The organism is Pseudozobellia thermophila, from assembly GCF_900141855.1.
Taxonomy (GTDB): Bacteria; Bacteroidota; Bacteroidia; order Flavobacteriales; family Flavobacteriaceae; genus Pseudozobellia; species Pseudozobellia thermophila.
The window spans coordinates 894,096-917,117 of the sequence record NZ_FQYU01000001.1 but is presented as its reverse complement, the minus strand read 5'-3'; the positions used below and the strand labels follow the sequence as shown (position 1 = coordinate 917,117).

Annotated in this window: 20 protein-coding genes, 1 tRNA gene and 1 riboswitch; of the genes, 8 read left to right on the top strand and 13 right to left on the bottom strand. The window is 48.3% G+C overall.

Going from position 1 to position 23,022, the window contains the following annotated elements; genetic code table 11:
- Window positions 1-21 precede the first annotated feature (21 nt).
- The 6 genes from rimK to BUB37_RS03810 form a co-directional block, all read right to left on the bottom strand.
- Window positions 22-1,392 (bottom strand): 30S ribosomal protein S6--L-glutamate ligase, encoded by a 1,371-nt coding sequence (rimK, locus tag BUB37_RS03835; protein WP_072988733.1) that lies wholly within the window; start codon window positions 1,390-1,392, stop codon window positions 22-24.
- A complete protein-coding gene (locus BUB37_RS03830; RefSeq protein WP_170863111.1) occupies window positions 1,393-2,922 on the bottom strand; it encodes a carbon-nitrogen hydrolase family protein in 1,530 nt (509 codons plus the stop codon).
- Window positions 2,923-2,991: 69 nt separating this feature from the next.
- Window positions 2,992-3,324: a hypothetical protein gene (locus BUB37_RS03825; RefSeq protein WP_072988729.1), complete on the bottom strand. Its 333-nt coding sequence runs from the start codon at window positions 3,322-3,324 to the stop codon at window positions 2,992-2,994.
- A complete protein-coding gene (locus tag BUB37_RS03820; protein ID WP_072988726.1) occupies window positions 3,321-4,295 on the bottom strand; it encodes a deoxyhypusine synthase family protein in 975 nt (324 codons plus the stop codon). Before BUB37_RS03820 ends, BUB37_RS03825 begins: the two co-directional genes overlap by 4 nt.
- Window positions 4,285-5,226, bottom strand: coding sequence for an agmatinase (gene speB, locus BUB37_RS03815; RefSeq protein ID WP_072988723.1), 942 nt, complete (start codon window positions 5,224-5,226; stop codon window positions 4,285-4,287). Before speB ends, BUB37_RS03820 begins: the two co-directional genes overlap by 11 nt.
- Window positions 5,227-5,284: 58 nt before the next feature.
- A complete protein-coding gene (locus tag BUB37_RS03810) occupies window positions 5,285-6,745 on the bottom strand; it encodes a type III PLP-dependent enzyme domain-containing protein (RefSeq protein WP_072988719.1) in 1,461 nt (486 codons plus the stop codon).
- 137 nt (window positions 6,746-6,882) lie between these two features.
- Between BUB37_RS03810 and BUB37_RS21945 the strand changes: the two genes are divergently transcribed.
- The 5 genes from BUB37_RS21945 (at window position 6,883) to BUB37_RS21580 (ending at window position 11,235) form a co-directional block, all read left to right on the top strand.
- Entirely contained in the window at window positions 6,883-7,008 is a 126-nt protein-coding gene (locus BUB37_RS21945; protein WP_262987423.1) for a hypothetical protein, read from the top strand.
- Window positions 7,009-7,038: 30 nt separating this feature from the next.
- Entirely contained in the window at window positions 7,039-7,758 is a 720-nt protein-coding gene (locus BUB37_RS03805; RefSeq protein WP_072988715.1) for a hypothetical protein, read from the top strand.
- Between the two features lie 104 nt (window positions 7,759-7,862).
- Window positions 7,863-8,069: riboswitch (cobalamin riboswitch) on the top strand.
- A 160-nt stretch (window positions 8,070-8,229) separates the two neighbouring features.
- On the top strand, window positions 8,230-10,551 hold the full coding sequence (metE, locus tag BUB37_RS03800; protein WP_072988711.1) for a 5-methyltetrahydropteroyltriglutamate--homocysteine S-methyltransferase: 2,322 nt from the start codon (window positions 8,230-8,232) through the stop codon (window positions 10,549-10,551).
- 133 nt (window positions 10,552-10,684) lie between these two features.
- Window positions 10,685-11,068: an acyl-CoA thioesterase gene (locus tag BUB37_RS03795; RefSeq protein ID WP_072989779.1), complete on the top strand. Its 384-nt coding sequence runs from the start codon at window positions 10,685-10,687 to the stop codon at window positions 11,066-11,068.
- A gap of 26 nt (window positions 11,069-11,094) precedes the next feature.
- Entirely contained in the window at window positions 11,095-11,235 is a 141-nt protein-coding gene (locus BUB37_RS21580) for a hypothetical protein (RefSeq protein WP_170863110.1), read from the top strand.
- Between the two features lie 147 nt (window positions 11,236-11,382).
- Here the strand turns inward: BUB37_RS21580 and BUB37_RS03790 are convergent, their stop codons facing one another.
- The 3 genes from BUB37_RS03790 to BUB37_RS03780 all read right to left on the bottom strand — a co-directional run bounded on the left by BUB37_RS03790 (window position 11,383) and on the right by BUB37_RS03780 (window position 14,169).
- Window positions 11,383-13,560 (bottom strand): TonB-dependent receptor, encoded by a 2,178-nt coding sequence (locus tag BUB37_RS03790; protein ID WP_072988708.1) that lies wholly within the window; start codon window positions 13,558-13,560, stop codon window positions 11,383-11,385.
- Between the two features lie 75 nt (window positions 13,561-13,635).
- A complete protein-coding gene (locus BUB37_RS03785) occupies window positions 13,636-13,962 on the bottom strand; it encodes a DUF6660 family protein (RefSeq protein WP_072988704.1) in 327 nt (108 codons plus the stop codon).
- 135 nt (window positions 13,963-14,097) lie between these two features.
- A tRNA-Arg gene (locus BUB37_RS03780) sits at window positions 14,098-14,169 on the bottom strand.
- A 110-nt stretch (window positions 14,170-14,279) separates the two neighbouring features.
- Between BUB37_RS03780 and BUB37_RS03775 the strand changes: the two genes are divergently transcribed.
- Entirely contained in the window at window positions 14,280-15,617 is a 1,338-nt protein-coding gene (locus tag BUB37_RS03775) for a Gfo/Idh/MocA family protein (protein ID WP_072988700.1), read from the top strand.
- Between the two features lie 30 nt (window positions 15,618-15,647).
- Entirely contained in the window at window positions 15,648-16,616 is a 969-nt protein-coding gene (locus BUB37_RS03770; protein WP_072988696.1) for a Gfo/Idh/MocA family protein, read from the top strand.
- A gap of 123 nt (window positions 16,617-16,739) precedes the next feature.
- On the opposite strand, the gene BUB37_RS03765 is transcribed toward BUB37_RS03770, so the two are convergent.
- The gene (locus BUB37_RS03765; protein ID WP_072988693.1) at window positions 16,740-18,077 is read right to left on the bottom strand and encodes a Gfo/Idh/MocA family protein; all 1,338 of its coding nucleotides are present in this window, start codon (window positions 18,075-18,077) and stop codon (window positions 16,740-16,742) included.
- Between the two features lie 781 nt (window positions 18,078-18,858).
- Here BUB37_RS03765 and BUB37_RS03760 point away from each other — a divergent pair.
- Window positions 18,859-19,044, top strand: a complete 186-nt coding sequence (locus BUB37_RS03760; RefSeq protein ID WP_072988690.1) for a CsbD family protein — start codon at window positions 18,859-18,861, stop codon at window positions 19,042-19,044.
- A 203-nt stretch (window positions 19,045-19,247) separates the two neighbouring features.
- Here the strand turns inward: BUB37_RS03760 and BUB37_RS03755 are convergent, their stop codons facing one another.
- From BUB37_RS03755 to BUB37_RS03745, 3 genes are all read right to left on the bottom strand, one after another.
- Window positions 19,248-19,823, bottom strand: coding sequence for a RidA family protein (locus tag BUB37_RS03755; protein WP_072988687.1), 576 nt, complete (start codon window positions 19,821-19,823; stop codon window positions 19,248-19,250).
- A 473-nt stretch (window positions 19,824-20,296) separates the two neighbouring features.
- The gene (locus BUB37_RS03750) at window positions 20,297-20,947 is read right to left on the bottom strand and encodes a carbohydrate-binding family 9-like protein (protein WP_072989776.1); all 651 of its coding nucleotides are present in this window, start codon (window positions 20,945-20,947) and stop codon (window positions 20,297-20,299) included.
- A gap of 220 nt (window positions 20,948-21,167) precedes the next feature.
- On the bottom strand, window positions 21,168-23,018 hold the full coding sequence (locus BUB37_RS03745; RefSeq protein WP_094766513.1) for a feruloyl-CoA synthase: 1,851 nt from the start codon (window positions 23,016-23,018) through the stop codon (window positions 21,168-21,170).
- Window positions 23,019-23,022 lie beyond the last annotated feature (4 nt).

Below are 23,022 nucleotides of genomic sequence, written 5' to 3'. Positions count from 1 at the left end.
ACCAAAAATGCCTCGGCCCCGTTACGGGTTGAACCGCAATTTACGCTCAATGGCCATGATCATGGTATTGGCGATATCCTTACCCGTGGCGTTCTCAATACCTTCGAGGCCCGGAGAGGAGTTTACTTCCAACAACAAGGGGCCCTTGTTCGACCGGATAATATCGACCCCTGCCACGGCCAAGTTCAAGACCTTGGCCGCCTTTTGGGCCAGTTTGCGCTCCTCGGAGGTGATCTTTACGATCGAGGCCTTACCCCCTTGGTGTATATTGGCCCTAAATTCGCCCTTTTCGGCCTGTCTTTGGATACTGGCCACCACCTTGTTGTTCACGACAAAGCAGCGAATATCCTGGCCATTGGCCTCTTTGATGAACTCTTGTACCAAGATATTGGTATTCACACTTTTAAAGGCGTTGATTACACTTTCGGCCGCCTTATTGGTCTCTGCCAGCACCACGCCCTTGCCTTGGGTGCTTTCGAGCAATTTAATGATCAAGGGCGCCCCATTGACCATTTTTATAAGGTCTTTGGTATCCATTGGCGATTTGGCAAAGCCCGTGATCGGTATGTGAATGTCGTTCTTCGAAAACAACTGCGAGGCGAACAGCTTATCGCGCGATTGCGAAATGGCCTCGGCAGAATTCTGGCAATACACCCCCAGATTGTCGAACTGGCGGATCAAGGCACAGCCATAGAAGGTAACCGAGGGTTTGATCCGTGGTATGACGGCATCGAATTCGTTGAGGATATTGCCCCCGCGGTACCGGATCTCCGGTGAATGGGCATCCAATTTCATATAGGCCAGCTCGACGTTTAAAAAAACAATCTCATGGCCCCTGGCCTCCGCCGCTTCTATAATCCGTTTGTTGCTGTACAGATTGGGGTTACTCGCCAATAGGGCGATTTTCAGTCCGGTTTTTTTCTTGAAATAGGGGGCGTATTTTTTATTGATCTCGGCTTCGTCAAAATCCTGCACCTGATAGTTGAGCGCAGGGTTGACCATAAACCTGCCGTTGAGGGCCTCCCTTCCCAAAAGCATTCGGAACTCCATGGTATCGCGATTGGCCAAGGTAAGTTCGATATCGAAGGTATCCCCTCCCATGGTCACCGGCGTCTTTACGACCAAGCGTTCTTCGGAAATGCCCGATGAGCTCTTGACCATTCTTCGGTCGACCAGCCTTGCCTCGCACTGGATGCTAATACTCCGGTTTTCCTGTAGGGGGTTCACCTCGAACTTTACCCATTCCTGTATCCCTTTGGTAAACACCTTGGTATTGGTGGCCTGGATGGAGGATGTTTTGGCTCCCGAATCTACACGGGCCTTTATGGCCGGTATACCCAGTTCCCCAAAAATGCACCATTCTTCACTTCCTATAATCTTTAAATCGGTCAATTACTTTCCTTTTATAAGTTGATATATATCTTTTCTTCTGTCCTTTAAGTTGCGAACGGCACCGAATTGGTTCAACTCGCGGAGCAGACCAAGGTCTACATCGGCAATCAGGATCATTTCGGCATTGGGTGTGGCCTCGGCCTTGATGCCATTGGTCGGAAACGGAAAATCGCAAGGCGTGAACACCATGCTTTGGGCAAACTGGATGTCCATATTGTGCACTTTGGGCAAATTGCCGACACTTCCGGCAATGGCCACGTAACATTCGTTTTCGATCGCCCTGGCCTGGGCACAATTGCGCACTCGTGAGAAACCGTTCTGGGTATCGGTCAAGAAGGGTACGAAGAGCATATCCATGCCCTCATCGGCCAGCAACCTGGCCAGTTCGGGAAACTGCACGTCGTAGCAGATCAGTATGCCGATTTTTCCGCAATCGGTATCGAATGTCTTTAGTTGGCTTCCGCCCTGCATGCCCCAGACCTTGGACTCGTCGGGGGTAACGTGCAGTTTTTCATAGCGTTCCACCGAACCGTCGCGCTTGCAGAGATAACCCACGTTGTACAGTCCGTCATCCTTTATTTCGGGCATGCTTCCCGTAATGATGTTGATGTTGTACGAAATGGAAAATTCGGAGAATTTCTGCACAATGGCTTCGGTATGGCGCGCGAGCTCCCTGATGGCCCCCGATTCTGAAAGATGATTGTTTTCGGCCATTAAGGGGGCATTAAAAAACTCGGGAAAAAGGGCAAAGTCGGAACGATATCCGGATACGGAATCAATAAAAAATTCCGCCTGTTGCAACAATTCGTCGAGCGCCTTATAGGGTCGCATTTGCCATTGGATCAACCCCAGGCGCACCACCCGTTTTTTCGTCGCCGCCTTTTTATTGGGCTTTTCGTAATATATGTTGTCCCACTCCATCAAGACCGCAAACTCCTTGGAAGCCTTGTCGCCCTGCAGGTAGCCCTTCAATATTTTTGAAGGATGAAAATCGTTGTTGATCTGAAAGCTCAGTACGGGATCGTGGATCTCTTTGAGTTTGACCTTCTCGATATACTGTTTCGGACTTAAGGTAGCGGCGTACTTGTGGTAGTTGGGTATTCTGCCCCCGAAGGCGATTCCCTTTAAGTTCAACTTTTCACACAACTCCTTGCGATAGTCGTACAGGCGGCGCCCCAACCGCAGGCCACGGAACTCGGGTTTTATAAAAATGTCTATTCCATAAAGCATGTCGCCGTCTTCGGCATGGGTACTAAAGGTTTCCTGTCCGGTGATTTCCTGAAAGGTGTGGTTGTCTTCGAAATCGTCGTAGTTTACGATTATCGAGAGCGAACAGCCGGCCAATTGGCCGTTTACCTTAATGACCACTTGGCCTTCCGGAAAGAGTTTGATAAGCGCCTTGATCTGCCTTTCTTCCCAGTAGGAGTTGGGTATACTTTTGTACACCTCCTTCATGGCCGTTTTCAGCTCCTGGTAGTCCTCCAGGTCTAAATACTTCAGCTCGACATTTTCAATATCCTTTGAAATCATAACAGGGCATAAGGGCTTGAAGGTAATACGAAATCGGGTACGGGCCGGCGGATGTCTGCCATCAAGCGCCTAATCGTCGTCTTCAACATCGCCCAATGCCTCAGGATCCGGCTCTACGACAGCTTTCGGGTCGTCATCGTCAAAATCTTCGTAATCGTCTTCATCGTAATTCTCCATGGTATACTCCAGTTTGGCACTGATCTTCACCAGGTATTTGGTGTCTTCGGTCAAGACTTCGACCGCCTCGATACGCTCGCCTTGGGCGTTCTTAAACGATATAATGTTACGGTCGTCGTACCCGTCGGGGTACCTCTCTACCAGAAGTTTCAATACCTCCGGGGTCAACTTCTTGAAGTCTACGATAACGCGTTTTAGGTTAGAATGGTCTCTTTTACTGCTCATAGGTCTAGAAGATAGGCAAAAATTAATGGAGCGACAATAGTCGCATCGCTCTCGATTATAAATTTTGGGGTATCAATATCCAATTTCCCCCAGGTAATCTTTTCGTTCGGCACAGCCCCCGAATACGACCCGTAACTGGTAGTCGAGTCGCTTATTTGACAGAAATAGCTCCAAAATGGGGTATCGGTACGCTCCATATCTTGGTAGAGCATCGGCACTACACATATCGGGAAATCACCGGCTATACCTCCCCCTATCTGAAAGAAGCCTATGCCGTCTTTGGAATTATCGGTATACCAATCGGCCAAAAAGGTCATGTACTCGATACCCGACTTCATGGTGCCTGCCTTTAGATCGCCCTTCATGACGTAGGAAGCGAAGATATTGCCCATGGTACTGTCTTCCCAACCGGGACAGACGATAGGAAGGTTTTTCTCGGCGGCGGCGTACATCCAAGAATCTTTTAGATCGATTTCGTAATACGCTTCCAAGACCCCGGACAGCAGCATCTTGTACATGTATTCATGGGGCAGGTAACGCTCCCCCTTATCATCGGCCTCTTTCCAGATCTTGAAAATATGCTTTTGCAACCTGCGGAAGGCCTCTTCTTCGGGTATACAGGTATCGGTCACCCGGTTAAGGCCCTTTTCCAATAGGTCCCATTCGTCTTGGGGCGTCAAATCGCGGTATTCGGGCACCCTTTTGTAATGGGAATGTGCAACCAGGTTCATGATATCCTCTTCCAAATTGGCCCCGGTACACGAAATAATGTGCACTTTGTCCTGGCGGATCATCTCGGCGAATATTTTGCCCAGCTCGGCCGTACTCATGGCACCTGCCAAGGACACCAACATTTTGGCCCCATTGTTCAACTGTTCTTCGTATCCCTTGGCCGCATCGACCAAAGTGGCCGCATTAAAATGAAGGTAGTACTTCTCCATAAACTTGGAAATCGCTCCCTTAGTCTTCATCGTCATCGAACTTTAAATTTGAATTTCCTGCTTTATACTCCATATCGTAGGTATTGTCGAAATCGTCGTCGACGGCTTCGCCCATAAACTTATAGCTCAACATTTTGTAGTACAATTTGGCGGCCAAGAAATCGGCACTTTTGTCGTGCTCGTTGGGGCAAAGTTCGACCATGTCAAAACCTACGACGTTCTTTTCCTTGAATACCTGCCTTAAAAAATCGAGGGTTTCGTACCAAAAAAGTCCCCCAGGCTCCGGTGTTCCGGTAGAGGGCATTATGGAAGGATCCAAGGCATCGAGATCGAAAGTGATGAGTACGTTATCGGTCAGGGCTTCGACCACCTTGTCCATCCAATACTCGTCATTGACCATATCGTGGGCAAAGAACACCTTTTCCTCGTCCATAAAGGTTTTTTCTATGGCATCCATGGAACGGATTCCCACCTGTACCAAATTTGTGGTCTGGCCGGCTTCGTGAACCGCGCAGGCATGGTTGTATCGGCTACCCTGATAAGACTCCCTTAAATCGGCATGGGCGTCGATATGCAAAACCGTCAAGTTATCGAAGCATTCGTTAAAGGCCCTTATCGTTCCTATCGATATCGAATGTTCGCCCCCTACCAAGGTTACGAACTTGTTTCGTTTAATGTACTCCTTGGCGGTCTTGTGCACCGCATTCACCATGGCTTCCGGAGAACTGTTGTCGGTAATGGGATCGGCCAGGTAAATGCCCTGTTCATATACTTCGGTATCGGTCTCGATGTCATAAAGTTCCATATTCTCGGAAGCTTCCAAAAACGCTTGGGGCCCTTTGTCGGAACCTTTGCCCCAGGTACTTGTTCCGTCGTAGGGCACAGGGATCAATATTACCTTTGCCGTTTCAAGTTGTGCGAATTCGTCGGGGATACCGGCGTAATTCTTTTTTGTACTCATCTCTTTAAATTAAATCCGTTGTTATATACTAATTGTCAAACAAAAAAAGCACTTGTTATCAGTGCGGTGTCGCGCCTACCCTTTCGTCAAGTACGCCGGTCTTCTCCCCCTCTTTTTCGGGGGCATCGTTGTACCCCAAAATGGAAAGCAGGTCTTCGGCACGCTGCTGTTGGCTGAAAACCTCATAGGTAAACTCGCCGTTGGCATCCTTATCGATCAAAATATGTTTGGGCTGCGGTATCAGGCAGTGCTGCAAGCCCCCAAAGCCCCCGATCGTTTCTTGGTAGGCCCCCGTATTGAAAAAACCGATGTAAAGCGGTTTGTCGCGCTTGAATTTCGGCAGGTAAATGGCGTTCATGTTCTGCTCACTGTTGTAATAGTCGTCACTGTCGCAGGTAAGGCCGCCCAACAGCACGCGTTCATACTCGTCGTTCCACCGGTTGATCGGCAAAAGGATAAAGCGTTTGTTGATGGCCCAGGTATCGGGCAGGGTGGTAATGAAGGACGAGTCGATCATATTCCATTTTTCCCTATCGTTCTGCTGTTTTTGGTAAAGGATCTCGTAAATGGCCCCACCGCTCTCGCCCACGGTAAAGCTACCGAACTCCGTAAAAATATGGGGTACGGCGACATTGGCCTCCTTACAGGCTATATTGATCTGATTGATGATCTCGTCGATCATATATTGATAATCGTACTCAAAGGCCAGGGAGTTCTTTGTGGGGAAGCCTCCCCCGATATTCAAACTGTCGAGGCTCGGGCATATTTTTTTGAGCTTTATGTAGACCTTTAGGCATTTTAACAATTCGTTCCAATAGTACGAATTGTCACGAATACCGGTATTGATAAAGAAATGTAGCATTTTAAGCTCTACCTTGTCGTTATCCTTTATCTGGTTTTCATAAAAAGGCACGATATTCTTGTATCCGATACCCAACCGCGAGGTATAAAATTCGAATTTGGGCTCTTCTTCCGAAGCAATACGGATCCCCACCTGAAAATCGTCCTTGATCTCATCGCAAAGCAGGTCCAATTCTTCATAATTGTCTATAATCGGCAAACAGTTCTGATGCCCTTCGTTGATCAATCGGCCGATATTTTCGATATACCGTTCCCGTTTGAACCCGTTGCAGATAATGTAAGTATCGTCCTTAAGCCTTCCCGCCGCCTTGAGCCGCTCGACTATGTCGATATCAAAGGCCGACGAGGTCTCGATATGCACTTCGTTGTTCAATACCTCGTGCAGTACATGTTGAAAATGCGAGCTTTTGGTACAGTAGCAGTAATGGTACCTGCCTTTATAGCCGTGCTTTTCAATGGCGTTTGCGAACCACTGTTTTGCGAGGTTGATATTCTGTGATATTTTAGGAAGGTACGTGAACTTTAACGGACTTCCGTATTTTTCTACCAGTTCATTCAATGGGATGCCATGAAAACGGAGAAACTCTTCCTGAAGGGTAAACTCTTCTTGAGGGAAGTAATAGGTCTGATCGATCAGATCGATGTATTTGGTATTCATCTAAATAAAAGTTGCATTGGTCAATGGAATATATAGGGGTCACCAAGAAATAAACAACACGATAAATAAAACAATTAATACAATACCTAATTCTATAAATTTTGAGCTAGTGTCATGTACTTAAAACATGGGAACAAATGAAAACAAAATATCTCAAAAAACAAGGGCTTGGAGGGAAATTACGACAAAAAGCCAAAAATAGATTTTCCGATTCAAATTTTATAGTATTTTTAACTACAACAAACTCATTGACAATTGATTAACTTTTAACAATAATTATAAAACCCCTATCGATGAAACGAAGCAAGCTTTCTTTTGGTTTTACCCTTCTGTTAATTTTCTGCCTAAGCATTTCGAGTGCAACGGAATGCCTCGCCCAGATTGCTGACGGGGTGTATTTCAGTGACCAGAACGGCCAACGGCACGAGCTAAAAGTAAAGGGCGATTACCTGACGCTTACGGTATATGAGACCTCGCCCGCCCAGTTTATCAAAACCGAGGGGGGCTTTTACAGCATCGAAAACGGCCAATTGAGCACAAAGCTCGAATTCAACTCCAACTACGAATCGGACCAGGTATCGGAATGGTCCCGGGCCATTGTCGTCGATGGCTCCAAGTTGACCCTCGGCTCAGGGCCTTCATTGACATTCACCAAGGCCGAGCCCACCCGCCAAGAACTTGACGGCACATGGCTTTTTGCCACCAGGGGACCGGACGAGGGACAGGAACGCCGGGACGACACCAACCCCCGAAAAACCCTGAAATTTTTGATCGACGGTCGCTTTCAGTGGATTGCCTACAACACCGACACCTATAAGTTCCATGGAACGGGCGGCGGATCGTATACCTCAACCGATGGAAAATACACCGAAAACATCGAATTTTTTTCACGGGACAATACCAGGGTCGGGGCGACCCTTGAATTCGATTATGAGATAAAGGAGGACGATTGGCACCATAAAGGAAAAAACAGCAAAGGCGAACCCATGTACGAAATATGGTCGAGACGCTAGGCCAGATCGTCTAAGAAACAGGGGGCAAAGGCGCTTTCCATAAGCCTATAGCAAATGAACGGATTATTGCCTACATTTACACCAAATAAGTTCTTTACTTAATTTCTTATCAAAACGATAAGGGTTTCCGACACGTGTCGGGATTAAAAGGGAATCGTGTGTAAATCACGAGCTGACGCGCAACTGTAAGTTCGATTCCGTTTTTGGAATAGTACGTTTTTGCCCTACGCGCCATTGTTCTATTAAAAAAGAATGAGAAGGCCGGCAAAGATCGAACAAGCCAGGATACCTGCCCATATCGTCCCTACTTTGTAGGATTTTGACGATGCCTTCGCGTATAGGGCAAGTTGAACGTTTGAACTTTTTCCGGTTATGCCGGTTTCTTTTCCCTGCGTTGCATTTGTTCAAGGCATTGCGAAGTTGAGCTAAGGAGCTTTTATCTAATTATCTAATTTTATAAAAGCTTTAGCAATGAAAACAAGCAATTTGGGCTACCCGAGAATCGGTGCCCACCGCGAGCTGAAAAGGGCTTGCGAAAAGTATTGGTCGGGGAAGATTTCCCTGGAAGACCTACTACAGACCGGAAAGCGCATCCGAAAGGAAAACTGGACGCTCCAACAACAAAAGGGAATCGACCTGATTCCTTCCAACGATTTTTCATTCTACGACCACGTTCTGGACACCACCTTGATGGTCGGTGCGATTCCTGACCGGTACAAGAGTGTACAAGAAGCCGGAGGGCATCCCCTAGATCTTTATTTCGCCATGGCAAGGGGCCTGCAGAAAGAGGGCTTAGATGTCACCGCCATGGAAATGACCAAGTGGTTCGACACCAACTACCACTACATTGTACCGGAGTTCGACAAGGAGCAGGACTTCCATCTGCTTTCCACTAAACCCATCGATGGGTTCATCGAGGCCAAGGCCTTGGGCATACACACCAAACCGGTGCTTTTGGGCCCCGTCACCTACTTGTTGCTGGGAAAGGAAAAGGAAGAGGGCTTCCATCGGATCAGCCTGCTGCCCAAACTCCTTCCCGTCTATCACACCCTCTTAAATAAGCTGGAAGAGGCGGGTGCCACTTGGGTGCAATTTGACGAGCCCATCCTTTCCATCGACCTGACGAACGAAGAACGGGCGGCAATCGAACGCACATACGAGGAAATCGCGGAACACTTTCCCTCCCTCAAGATTTTACTGGCCAGCTATTTTGGCGATTATGGGAACAACCTCGACACCGTACTCTCGCTACCCGTTTGTGCCCTGCACCTCGACCTGAAACGGGCACCCCACCAGTTAGACGGGATCCTGACCAGCGGCAAACTTAACAAAAAGACATCCTTGTCATTAGGCGTGGTCGATGGGCGCAATGTATGGAAGAACGATTTTGAAAACTCGCTAAGGCACATTCAGAAGGCCGCATCGCGATTGGACGAAGAGCGCGTCATTATTTCCCCTTCGTGTTCCCTGTTGCACGTTCCGAACGACCTGGATCTCGAAACAAACGAACAGGTACTCCCAAAGGAAGTCAAGGATTGGATGGCCTTTGCCAAGCAAAAACTGGAAGAGCTGGAAGGCCTAAAACGGCTCGCGGGTACACCGGACTTCAGGCAAGCCCCCCTTTATTTGGACAACTTGGCCTCTATGCAGCGAAGAAGGAAGTCTGCCCTGATCCACAAGCCCAAGGTAAAACAACGCATGGAACAGCTAGGCAAAAAAGACTATCATCGCCAATCGCCTTTTGAAAAAAGGAAAATCCTTCAGGGGCAAAGCTTAAAACTGCCCCTCTACCCCACGACGACCATAGGTTCCTTTCCCCAGACCAAGGAGGTAAGACAGGCCCGGGCAATGTTCAAAAAAGGAAGCCTCAACGAGCACGACTACATCGAATTCCTAAAAAAGGAAACCGCAAAGGTCATCTCCTTTCAGGATGGGATAAACATCGATGTGCCCGTACACGGGGAATTTGAACGCAACGACATGGTCGAATACTTTGGGGAACAGCTGGAAGGCTTCGCCTTTACCCAGAACGGATGGGTGCAAAGCTACGGATCGCGATGTGTAAAGCCCCCGATCATTTATGGGGATGTCTCCCGGCCCAAGCCCATGACGGTATTCTGGACCTCCTTTGCCCAATCGTTAACGGAAAGGCCCGTGAAGGGAATGCTGACAGGCCCGGTTACCATTTTGCAGTGGTCCTTTGTGCGTGATGACCAAGCCCGTTTCGAAACCTGTAACCAGATTGCCCTTGCCATTCGCGACGAGGTAGCCGACCTCGAAAAGGCGGGCATCAAGATCATACAGGTAGACGAACCGGCCATCCGCGAAGGCCTACCCCTGCGCAAAGGGGATTGGGCCGCTTATTTGGACTGGGCCATCAAAGCCTTTAAACTGTCATCAAGCGGGGTTAAAGACACCACGCAGATCCATACCCACATGTGCTATTCGGAGTTCAACGATATCATCAAGAATATCGCCGATATGGATGCCGACGTGATTACCATAGAATGTTCCCGGTCGCAGATGGAGCTGTTGGATGCATTTTACGAATTCGATTATCCGAACGACATCGGCCCAGGGGTATACGACATCCACTCGCCGCGGGTTCCCTCTTCCGACGAGATTTTGGAGCTCTTGCGAAAAGCCGAAAAAGTACTACCTTCATCCAAACTTTGGGTAAACCCGGATTGCGGATTGAAGACCAGGGGCTGGAAAGAGACCAAGGAAGCCTTGAAGGTAATGGTCGCGGCCGCCCAACAAATGAGGGAGGCCATCGAGCAACCTTCCCATTAAAACTTAAGGGGCCAATGTATATCGTTGGCCCCTTTACCATTCGTCACGGAACGAAAAAAGGGCTCCTTTGACAATTAACTTTACCCGAAAAACACGACCCAAGAAATTTTTAGGAATTTATCATTTAATGACCATGGATATATCGGAACGCATAGAACAATCCAAAACCAGAATATTCAAGGCCGTATTCCCAAATACGGTCAATCATTACGACACTTTATTCGGTGGTACCGCCCTTAGCCTGATGGACGAAGTGGCCTTTATAACGGCCACACGGTTCAGCCGAAAACGAATGGTTACCGTAAGTACCGACAGCATTGATTTCAACCACCCCATCCCCGCCGGAAAAATCATAGAGTTGGTAGGTAGCATAGTCAAAGTGGGGAATAAAAGTGTAAAGGTGCAGGTAGATATTTTTGTAGAGGACATGTATTCCGACCATAGGGAAAAGGCCATCTGCGGCGCGTTCACCTTTGTTGCCCTGGACGAGCATAAAAATCCGGTGCCTGTCTTATAATCCAACGTATAGCACCTTCAACGGTTATGAGAGAAGGAGAAAAAATCAACGCTGTGCCCTTGCTCAGTTTCGATATATACTTCGAGCACTACCATAAACTACTCACGGCCCTCGAAAACCAAAAAGACGCCCGAGAGGTAGGCGGAACAAGGAAAGGCCTGCAATAGAGCACATGCTTCCTTAATGAGAATACCCTACCCCGAACGATTTTGGCATGCCCCAATTATACAAAGCCCCCCAGTAGGGGCCAAAAAAAAGGGCACCCATTTCGAAGAAATCGGTGCCCATACCCGTCTTGATTGTTTCTACTTCCCCTATATTTTGATCTTAAAGCCACCGTTGACCACAAAACCATCGACCGGTGCATAGATATCAAGAAACTGTGGGTCAGCAATGTTTCCGGTATAAATGGTGTCGAAGCGGGTTTGTCGGGTATCCAGAAAATTCTCAAAATTCAAGAACACCGAAAAATGCTCCCCCAGCCTCTTTTCGCTCATAAGCCCCATGATCCAGTACGATTGTCCGGTTTCCCCGGTACTCAGTTTTTGCGGACTGTAATAATACGCCTCGAGGCCCACCCAAAAGTTCTCCTCCTTTTCGTACATCAGCACATTGTTCAATCGGTGTTTGGCCACCAAGGGAAAATCGGAGACCGTTCCGTTCTGATGTTGTTGGACCTTGGCATGGGTATAGCCGGTAAACAACTTAAGATCGCCATACTTGACCTTAAGGTTTACCTCGGCCCCTTGGGTATCGACATAGCCTTTGGGTTGTAGGAAACTATAGAATCCGTTCCCATCGGGTTCCAGTAGCATGGGGTCGTTGATCTTGGTGTAAAAAAGGAGGGTATTGATCGACAGGGTCACCCCGGGCAGGGGGACCCATTTGTAGTTGATGTCAAAATTACCGCCCACGGAGCGTTCGAGGTCGGCCTCATCCGTGTCTATGGGCAACACGTTCCTAAACTGCAGGCGTTCGGCATCCTCGGTAAATACAGTGGGGGTCTTATACCCCATACCCCCGCCCAAACGAAAGGTCAGTGCCTGGCTGGGCTCGTAGAGTACGGACAGTCGGGGCAGGGCCACGGCCCCGTAATCGGAATGAAAGTCGGTGCGAAAACCGGTTTCAAGCGTTATCCTTTCGTCTATGGGCCATAGGTTCTGGGCAAAAAGTCCGAAAATCTGGTACGAATGGTCCAGTGCCCCGACATTATCCCCCTGGGTTCCGTCAAAGTCCTCCGTCCATAGGTTGGCCCCAAAGACCCATTCAAGTCCCTCTTCCACATGGTTCGAATAGTTCAGTTCACTAAAGGAGGAATGCTGGTATCCCGAAAAGGTAAAATCGGGAATTTCGATATTTCGGTCGTAATAGCTGAAACTGTTCTTGAACTCCAAGCGGTTTTGACCATCAAAGGCATGTTTGAACCCCAGTTGGGTGGAGACCCGCTCGGTTTCGTTCGACTCGAAATAAGCGTTGTCGGCAACCTCGCCCTTCACATAGTCCATATTCCCACCTAGGCGGTCTTCCCAAATGGCGTTGACACCCACCATTAATTCGGTCTCTTCGCCCAGGTACACGTACAGCTTGGGGTTCAGGGTAAAGCGGTCGAACTCGGGAATGGCCGTCAAGCCGATATCGGCGGGATCGTAGGGCGTACCCAGGTTATATGAGGCAAAAACGGTCGTCCCGACCTTATTGAACTTTTGCGAATAGAAACCGCTCAGGTCTAGCCCCAGGGCCGAGGTTCCATTGGCCATAAAGCTCAGCTCGGGCTCATCTTCCGGGGTCTTTGAGATCAGGTTGACCAATCCGGCAATGGCCCCGCCCCCGTAAAGGGTCGAACTCGATCCCTTGACCACTTCTACCTGTTTTAGGTCCAAGGGTGCGATCTGCATCAAACTGAGTCCGCTCGCAAAGCCCGAGTACAGGGGAAACCCATCTCGGAGCAACTGGGTGTACTTGCCGTCCAAGCCCTGGATCCTAATACTTGAATTGTAGCTCGTGGCCGAGGTCTGCTGTGTCCTGATGCCCGTGCTCTCGTTGAGCAGCATACGGATATCGCCGGGTTTCATGTTTCCTTTTTCCGAGAGTTCTTCCCCGGCTATGACCTCGACCCGCGTAGGGATGTCGGCTATGGTCCTTGTACTCCTGGTAGACACCAAGGTAACCTCTTCCATTTCCTCCACTTGGGGAAGTAGGTAAAAGGTGCGTTCTTCCCCTGTACCATCAATGGGAAAACGCAAGGTGCGTTTTACGGTGGCATATCCGACATAGCTCAACCGAAGTTCATATGTGCCATCAGGTATGTTTTCTATGTGGATCTCTCCCTTTTCATTGGAGATGGCTCCCTTGCCGAGGCCCTCCAAAACGGCGGTAACCCCCATTAAAGGTTCCTTGTCGAGGGAATCCCTTACCGTAATATCAAGTGTGTTCTGCGCAAGAACGGATGCCATCCCCAACAGGGACAGCACCATAAATAATCGTATTTTCATTTAAATGGGTTTTGAAGTAGTATTGCCTATTGGCCCTAATTATAGCGACCAAGATCATTTTGACTTATTGGGAATCTATACTTCAAAAATACGGGGCGGTTTCAATTCATGGAAATACACTTCCTTGGGAAGCGGTGCCAAGTAGGGCACTGGAGGTATTTTTATTTCCGGTTCGACGAGATCAAAGGTAAACTGCGTAAAACTAAGGGTAAACCCTGCGCATCGCCCACAGGTGGTAAAAGGGGAACAGGGATGGTCCTTGCCATGGGGCACATCTTCCGAACCGTCATTGCCAATGTTATCGGCACAGGAAATTTCCGAACATGGGGAAGTTTCCTGGCAGCATGGGTACGATGACAGGAAAATGGTTAGCACGGACAATAGGAGGGCCATGAATTTCATGGGTTAAAGATACACAATACCGCCATTTCAAAAGTGTTTCCCTTTTCCGGGGACGAGGTAAAAAGCCTATCGGCCTTGCCATGTAGTTGACATCCAAGCAACTGCCGTGAAACAAATCGATCGAGAAAGAAAAAGTAGCCCCGGCAAGAATCGAACTTGCATCTAAAGTTTAGGAAACTTCTATTCTATCCATTGAACTACGGGGCCAAATAGAAAGAGCGCAAAAATAAAGTTTTTTCAATATTCCTGAAAATTCGGTGGCACTTATTTGCTATATTTAAGACAAAAGACAAATTATCGCACCAAATACCGACCCAATGACCAAAAACTCACGAAGAAAATTCATTAAAAAAAGTTCGATGGCCTTTGTTGCCGGAAGTGTCCTGCCCCAGTTCAGTGCCAAAAGCTATGCCAACATCATCGGGGCCAACGAAAGGATAAACGTCTCGGTAATGGGCGTCAACAGCAGGGGCAAGGCCCTGGCACAAAATTTTGCCGGTCAGGAAAACTGTAATGTCGTCCACCTTTGCGATGTAGACAAGCGGGCTATAGATAAATGCCTTACGGCCGTCTCCGAAAGACAGGACCACAGGGTCAAAACCTTTGTCGATTTTCGCAAATCTTTGGAAAGCAAGGATGTCGACGCCCTGGTTATTGCGGCACCCGACCATTGGCACGCACCTGCCTCCTTGCTCGCCATGCAGGCCGACAAACACGTTTACGTCGAAAAACCCTGTAGCCACAATCCGAACGAGGGCGAAATTTTGATGCGGGCCGCCGAAAAATATGGAAAGGTGGTCCAAATGGGCAACCAAAGGCGCTCCTGGCCCAACGTGGTGGAGGGCATACAGGCCCTCAAGGCGGGGGCCATTGGCCGGGTGTACTACGGCAAGGGTTGGTATACCAACAATAGGGGGCCCATAGGCGTAGGTAAAAAAACGGCCGTCCCCGATTGGCTCGACTGGAACCTTTGGCAAGGCCCGGCGCCACGGAGGGATTACAAGGACAATATCGTTCACTACAATTGGCATTGGCTATGGCATTGGGGCACGGGCGAGGCCCTCAACAACGGCACGCATATGGTCGACCTCCTGCGGTGGGGCATGGGCGTAGACTACCCATCAAAAGTTAGTTCAAATGGGGGGCGCTATCGCTACAACGACGACTGGGAAACCCCTGACACCCAAATCATCAACCTCGATTTCGAATCGGGCCAAACCATGAGCTGGGAGGGCCGCAGCTGCAACGGAAAAGATATCGAGGGCAGTTCGGTCGGGGTGATATTCTACGGGGAAAACGGGAGCTTGCTCATTCCTTCGGGCAACAGTTACACCCAATTCGACCTGGACGGTAAAGTCGTAAAAGAGGTCAAAAACGCCGTGCAAATCGATGCCAGGAACAAAAGCAACCCGGCCGAGCAGCTCGACGCCCTTCATATCCAAAACATGTTCAAGGCCATCAAAGAGGGGGGTCCCCTGCATTCGGATATTTACTCGGGCCACAAAAGTACCTTGTTGGTGCAACTGGGCAATATTTCCCAACGCGTGGGCAGCTCCTTGGACATCGACCCCACAAACGGGCATATCGTCAACCATTCCGAGGCTGAAAAATTATGGAGCCGATCTTATGAAGAAGGTTGGGAAATGAAGCTATAAGCACCTGATATGAAATCTAGACGACAATTTATGAAAAAAGCGGGAAAAGGTGCGGTGTTTTCAATGGTAGCCGGTGCCGTACCCGGCGTGGCCCTATCCAAAAATAGCGGCAAAAAGAACGTGAAAGAGTTTAAGATAGGCATTATAGGGGCGGAAAACTCCCATACCGCCGGCTTCGGAAAACTCTTCAACATAGACAATACCTTTCCGGGCATGAAAGTGACCCACGTTTGGGGCGAAACGGAAGCCTTTGCAAAAAAGGCAATGAAGGAGGGCCGTATTCCCAATAGGGTAGACGATCCCGAGAAAATGTTGGGTAAAATCGATGCCCTAATCGTCGACCATCGACATGGGAAATACCACCTCGATGCCGCCCTCCCTTTCATCAAGGCCGGCATCCCCACCTTTATCGACAAACCGTTTTGCTATAGGGCCTCGGCAGGAAAGGATTTTTTGGCCTTGGCCAAAAAGTACGGCACGCCGGTAACCTCGTTCAGCTCCATCGCACACAGTCATGAGACCTTTGCCTTGAAAGAACAGCTAAAAAACATGGGGCCGATCAATCAAGTGGTGCGCTATGGCCCGGTAGACCTCGATTCGAAATACGGCGGGGTCTTCTTCTATGGGCCCCATACGGTACAGCCCCTCTTGTATCTTTTCGATGGCCCCGTAGAAAAAGTTCAGGTACACCGAAACGGGCAGAACAGCAGTGCCAGCCTGGTTTTTAAGAATGGAATGTTGGCCACCTTGATCTTTACGACCAAAAAATACGGTTGGCACACCTATGTAGAGACCGAAGCGGGAATCGTCGAGCTCAAAACCGAAATCGATGGGGACAGGCCCGGCAAGAATTACGAGGATATGGTACAGATGTTCAAGACCGGCCAAGAACCCAGAAGCCATAAAAACATTATCGAATGTGTTGCGGTGCTGGAAGCCCTTGAAAAATCGGCCGATAACGGCCCGTGGGAAAGCGTAACACCCTATGACGACATTTAAGCGGGTTCAAATTTCCTGTCTTTAATCGCAACGAGGGCAATCGCACCCCGACCCATTGACATAAAAAGGCAGCGAACCTTGGTTCGCTGCCTCTTGCTTTATTGCAAAACCGCGATTTAGTACCTATACGTTTTCAGGTACCTCAAAGCCTTTGCGGTAATCGCGCGTTAAATAGGTATCGGCTTCGGGATCGTTTACGAACCGTTCCGTCTTGGGGTCAAAGTTAAGCACACGCCCTGTCCTATAGGCAATATTGCCCAAATGGGCCAAGCCCGAGGAAAGGTGCGCCGTTTCAACGGGTCCGTTGAGTATCGATTTATCATGTTTGCGTACGGCTTCTATAAAGTTGGCAAAGTGGCCATCGGTTCCCCCGGCCCCACGATCCATCTCGGTTCCTGAAGGACCGCCGTCCTGACCCGATTTGCCCGGGGTTCTATCTTTACCCAAATAGGTTGTGTATTTGTCATAGCCATCAACTACCAGGATACCCTTATCGCCATAAAAAATATTGCCTACGGTAGCCCCTCCTTCGGTATTGGTACACCAAGGCCGTACTTCGAACTGGATGATTTTATTCTCTTCGGGATAGTTATATACCGAGGTAAGCACTTCGGGGGTTTCCTTACTGTCGTTCCACAAAAACTTACCGCCCATGGCCGTAATCTGCGTGGGAAGCCCTACATCCAAGCCCCACATACAAAGGTCGGTCTCGTGTATTCCCTGATTGCCTACATCCCCATTTCCATAATCCCAGTGCCAATGCCAATTGTAGTGCACCAAATTCTCGGAAAACGGTTGTTTTTGTGCCGGTCCGGTCCACAAGTCGTAATCCAACCCCTCTGGAACGGGGGACAAGCCCTTATCACCTATATCGGGCCTCCATCTGAACACAAGCCCCCGTGACATATAGACCCTACCAATATATCCGTTTCGCATCAAGTCGATAGCCTCATTGATGGCGGGCGAACTCCTCAGCTGTACCCCGTGCTGAACGATACGGTCGTATTTATGGGCCGCTTCGACCATCTTTCGGCCTTCCCATATATTGTGCGACCCGGGTTTCTCCACATACACATCCTTACCGGCCTGACAGGCCCAAATAACGGAAAGGGCATGCCAATGGTTCGGCGTGGCAATGCTTACTACGTCAATATCCTTATCGTCAAATACCCTTCGCATATCCTGTTCAAGGGCAACTTTTTTACCATAGGTTTCCTTGAACGATTTTTGTCGCTCCCTTAAGATGTTCATATCCGGATCACACAAAGTGGTTACGCGGACATTATCTTGGACCATTAAGCTCTTAATGTGTGATTTACCTCGACCGTTCACTCCCAATACCGCGGCATTTATACGGTCATTGGCCCCGAAAACGTTTGCGGAAACAATGGTAGGAGCCGCAATAACCCCGGTTCCCGCCACTGCCGTTTTCTTGATAAAAGATCTTCTTGATGATTTCATTCTAAATGTATTTGGTTTAAATTAAGTTTTCTGAAATGCAGGCACAACTCCCATATCACACTGACAAACAATGAGATACACCAAATAACTTAGCGCTGAACATACGGGAACCCAACCTATTGCAATACCTAGGTAAGTTAGCAATTTTTGAAGCAGAAATCTGTAAAAAATTATCGATTTATTAAAGAATATTAGCCCAAAAATATAAAATCGACAATATAATCCTTAAATAAGCATAAGTTTAACAACACCTGTTGGCCTATTGTAGGATATAAGCATGGTAGAAACCCTATTCGGATAAGTTGCCCAGACACACCTCGCCTATTGGGGCGACCGAAGCGCAAAAATCAAACCGGGTCTATCAATTAATGTTCGCCTGTTGAATAGACAATAAACAGACAGGCAATAACAAAACAGATGGCAAAAAAGCAAAAAAGGACGATATAGTTATCCATAAGTAGGTGTTTTCCTCAAAATTACTCAAAAAAAACATTCAGATCCATTACCACCTACTACTATTCGATGAAACCCGACAAATCTTCGGTTTTCAGAATTTTCAACAATTACAAGAGGAAAGATGGGCGAACAATTGACCTTTTATCGATCGACCAACGGTACTTTTCCTTGATTCCCCCCTCCTTAAACCCTGCCGATTCATTTTGATTTAACTGCAAATGGGCTCTCATTCATCTTTCATGGGGCAATCAAAACCAGGGGACCGGACTACCTTTGAAGCAGAGATCGGAAGGATCGCATATCTAACCCTAAAAAAGCAACGATTATGAATAAGGATGAACTGGAAGGCAAGTGGAAGCAAGTAAAAGGCAATTTCAAACAAAAATACGGTTCCCTAACCGATGACGACACCACTTACGCCGAAGGAAAGTTTGACGAGATGCTCGGCAGACTGCAAGAACGTACAGGAAAGTCAAAGCAACAGCTAAAAGAGGAAATCAGGAATTGGTAGTTACCTGTCTTTTTGATCAAGACCGGCCCCGATGCTATTCGGGGCTTTTTTATTTGTCCCCCATCGGGTCGGGGTACAAGAAAGAATAGACCGAAAAGGGAACACACCTAAAAGATGGGCTACCTTCTACCTGCAAAAACCCGTTGACAGGTTCTTGGCCCCATAAAACAAGCCCGAACACCTTCGACCCGTGCGAGGATCGCCTAATCGGCCACTTCTACCACCATATCGACCTCGATCGCGATGTTACCGGGCAAGGAACCCATGCCCACGGCCGCCCTTGCATGTTTACCCCTTTCGCCGAAAACCGCAACCATCAAATCGGAATACCCGTTTACAACCTTGGGCTGATCAGTAAAATCGGGGGGACAGTTGACCATACCCTTTACCTTGACGATCCGCCCCACCTTGTTCAAGTTGCCCAATTCGGCCTTTAGTACCGAAAGTTGGTTGATAGCCGTTATCCGCGCAGCCTCATACCCCTCTTCGATGGTCAGGTCGATACCTACCTTTCCGGTAATGTTCGTTCCATCGGCCTTTGCAGGCCCCTTGCCCGACAAATAGAGAAGATTTCCCGTGCGTACCGCATTTACGTAATTGGCCATGGGCGTTGACGGAGCGTTCAATGTTATGCCCAGTTCCCGCAATTTGGCCTCCGGGTCGTAATCTTCGTCCGTCCTATTTTCCGAAGCGCTCTCCGGTTCAACTTCCTTTTGGTCAGCCGAAGTATGGCACGCGACCAAAACAAATAGTATTAGCAAGCTAAAGGTATGTCTCATAAGTCGTTTTAGAAATTCCGTCCAAAAATTAAGCATGTTCAAAGCCTCTTGCGCATCCGTTGGTGACAGGGACGGGTCGTTATGCCATAAAGCCCTTTAGGGTTTTCGAGGTAGCCCAACAAAAAAAGGGAATCGTCCCTAGGCCCTCTTCGATTTTTTCGGTTTTTGCCCTACACATCCCAACCCGACAAAAGAAAATCCCTTTTATGCCTTGGGGCCAATTGCATCGAGCGGGCAACGGTCCCAAAGGCTAAAAAGGAATTCTTGGGGGAGAATTCAAATACTAAAAATTAAGGTTAGTTTGGTCGATGGTATGCTGTCCCTTTCGAAACAACACTCTTAAAGTAGTACACTTTTTTTTTATGAACAAGCAAATCGACAAAAAATGTGCTCGAGCACACAAATTTTATCCTTCCTGTACGAAAAGTAATATTAAATTAAGGGGTAATTCCATTTAAAAACCTAAAACGTTCTTAATCAAAGACTAGCGTACCGAAATACTCGGGACGGTGGAAATCGGGATGTTCGGTAGCTATCGGACTCCAACTCACGAAATGTTTTTTGGACGTATCGTCGCCACACTTGTAAAAATTGGCCTTACAGGTCAAGTTCTGAAGTTCGACCGGTTCGGAAAACACAAATACATCCGCAGGAACGATAACGGTCAGTTGCCATGAATGCCCCCCTCCCCTTTCATCAAACGGCTGGTCGCCCAAGGTTGATTTTACCTTGATCCCCTCCGTAATGATTTCCGGATCGACAAATTTTCTGGAATGCCTATCGGGGCCATAGGCCAAATGCACCGTACCGATACAATTGAACTCAAAATTGTAGTAATTGCCATTCTGTAGCGGATCGATGAAAAACTCAACGCAGCTATCCTTATGGGTCGATGAATTGGGCTCCGTATACCGCGCGCGTATATTTTCTTCGCTCACATAAAATTTGAGCCAGATGTCATTATTGTGGCGGGCCATCTTGAACTGTACCGTAGGCAAATAGGAAAAGGCATCCCAGTTTAAGGTCGAAATACGGTGTAGTTCGGCATATTGGTCCAACAAGCGGGAGGCTCCCGCAACATCTACCTCTTCAGCTGATTTAATTTCAGATACCCGTAATCGCATATCATCCAATTTATCGGTTTGTGCGTTTGTAGATAGGTACAAAAACATCCCTAACAACAGGAATAACCTTACCGTATCTCCTCCAAAATCGTCGAACATGCATTCAAGATACATTATTTAACCGGCCCCATCCTTTTTTGAACCGAACAAATACCTCTGCAAAGCCCTATCGTAAGCATCGATTGGAAAAAAACCGGGAATCAAAACGACACCCCTTTGTTTAACGCCCGATGCTTATCTCTATAACCGTAGGAGGTTTATCTACTTTGTACAAGCTTTCCACCACCTTCTTCCTATAGGTAAGTACGGCTCTTTGGTTGATCGAGCCCTTGTCGGTTAGTTCCCCCTTTTTTACACTGGGATTAAAATCGGCAATGGTCGCCCGTCTTATAACGGTAGAGGCCCCTGTACCGGTCTCGCTTAGATCTTGTACTATGTTCTCAATGGCCCTTATGATTTTTTCAGATCTTATGATCGTTTTAAAGTCAGCGCCCGGCATTTTGGCAAAGGAGGCACAATTGGAAAGTTCAAGAAAAAGGATGGCCCCCACAAAGTCCCTATCATGACCTGTAAGAACGGCATCTTTGATAAGTCCGTTTCCAGCGGCGATCAGTTTGCTTTTTAAGATTCCCACATTGACCCACGTACCCGAGTTCAGCTTAAAATTTTCGGTAATACGGCCGTCATAGACCATTCCTGCCCCGGGGTCGTTTTCATCGGCGAACTTGAGCGCATCCCCGCTCTTAAAAAAGCCTTGGTCGTCAAAGGCATTGGCGGTTTGCTCGTCATCCTTCCAATAACCGGGGGTGAGGTTGGGTCCCTTGAACCTCACCTCATAGGAGTCGTCGCCGAAAGCGACCAGTTTTGACACGATCCCCGGTACCGGTACCCCAAGGTTGCCCGAACGTTGATCATAGCGGGTATTGAACATGGTCGAGGGGCAGGCCTCGGTCATTCCGTAGCCGGAAGATATCAAAATGCGATATCCCACCGTTCGGAGGGCAAGTCGGTCCAAATCGTCGCGCACGTGCTGTGACAGACTGGCCCCTCCGAAAAAAAGCATTTTCAACCTACTGAAAAAGGTACGGCACAAAGCCTCATCGTTCTTTAAATGGACGACCAGCTCTTCAAACCCCTTGGGTACATTAAAGTAAACGGTCGGCGCAATATCCTTTAAATTTTCTACGGTGGTTGCAAAACCTTCGACCGTAGGATTGCCCTCATCGATGTAGAAGGTGCCGCCATTGTAATAGGTGAGCCCGAAATTATGGTTTCCCCCAAAGGTGTGGCTCCACGGAAGCCAATCGACCAATGTCAATCCGCCATTGGCCACAAAGGGATAGGTTTGTGTTATTTGCTGCAGGTTGCACATCAAATTGCCGTGGGTATTGATTACCCCTTTGGGCCAACCGGTAGAACCCGAGGTAAATAGAATTTTGGCGACCGTATCTCGGTGTATACGGGCATGGGCCCCGGACACCGCATCGGTAGGTTCCGCCTCCATAAGTTCGTCAAAGGAGATTGCGCCATTCAAAGGGTTTTCAGCCACTACCACCGGAGCCGGAACAGGCAATGCCCCAAGAGCCTTTTCATACAACCTGCCGTCTTGAACGAAAACCAATCCGGGGTTCAGAAGGCCGATACAATGCACCAACCGTTTAAAATCCTTCGATTTAAGGGAATAAGCCGGACTAATGGCACTATAGGGAACACCGACATGCATGGCGGCCAAGGCCAAAAGCGCATGTTGCCAGCTATTGCCCGAAAGTACGACCACAGGACCGTCGTGGTAGGCCGCATTATCAAGAAGGTACTGCCCAATATGCTGTATTTTTTTATAGACCTCCCCATAACCAAAACTACGCCATGCACCGTTGTGATCGCGCTGTGCGATAAAGGTGCGTTGCGGTTCGGCCCCGGCCCAGTATTTCAGTCGGTCCGTAGCCTTTTCGGGGTATTCTTCCAGGTCGATGTCGGACCAAATAAGAATATTGCCGTCTTCCCGAACCTCTTTCTTGATTTTAATGGGTATCGTGGGAACCTCTAAATAGGGAGTGTCTTGCCTAATCACTAAT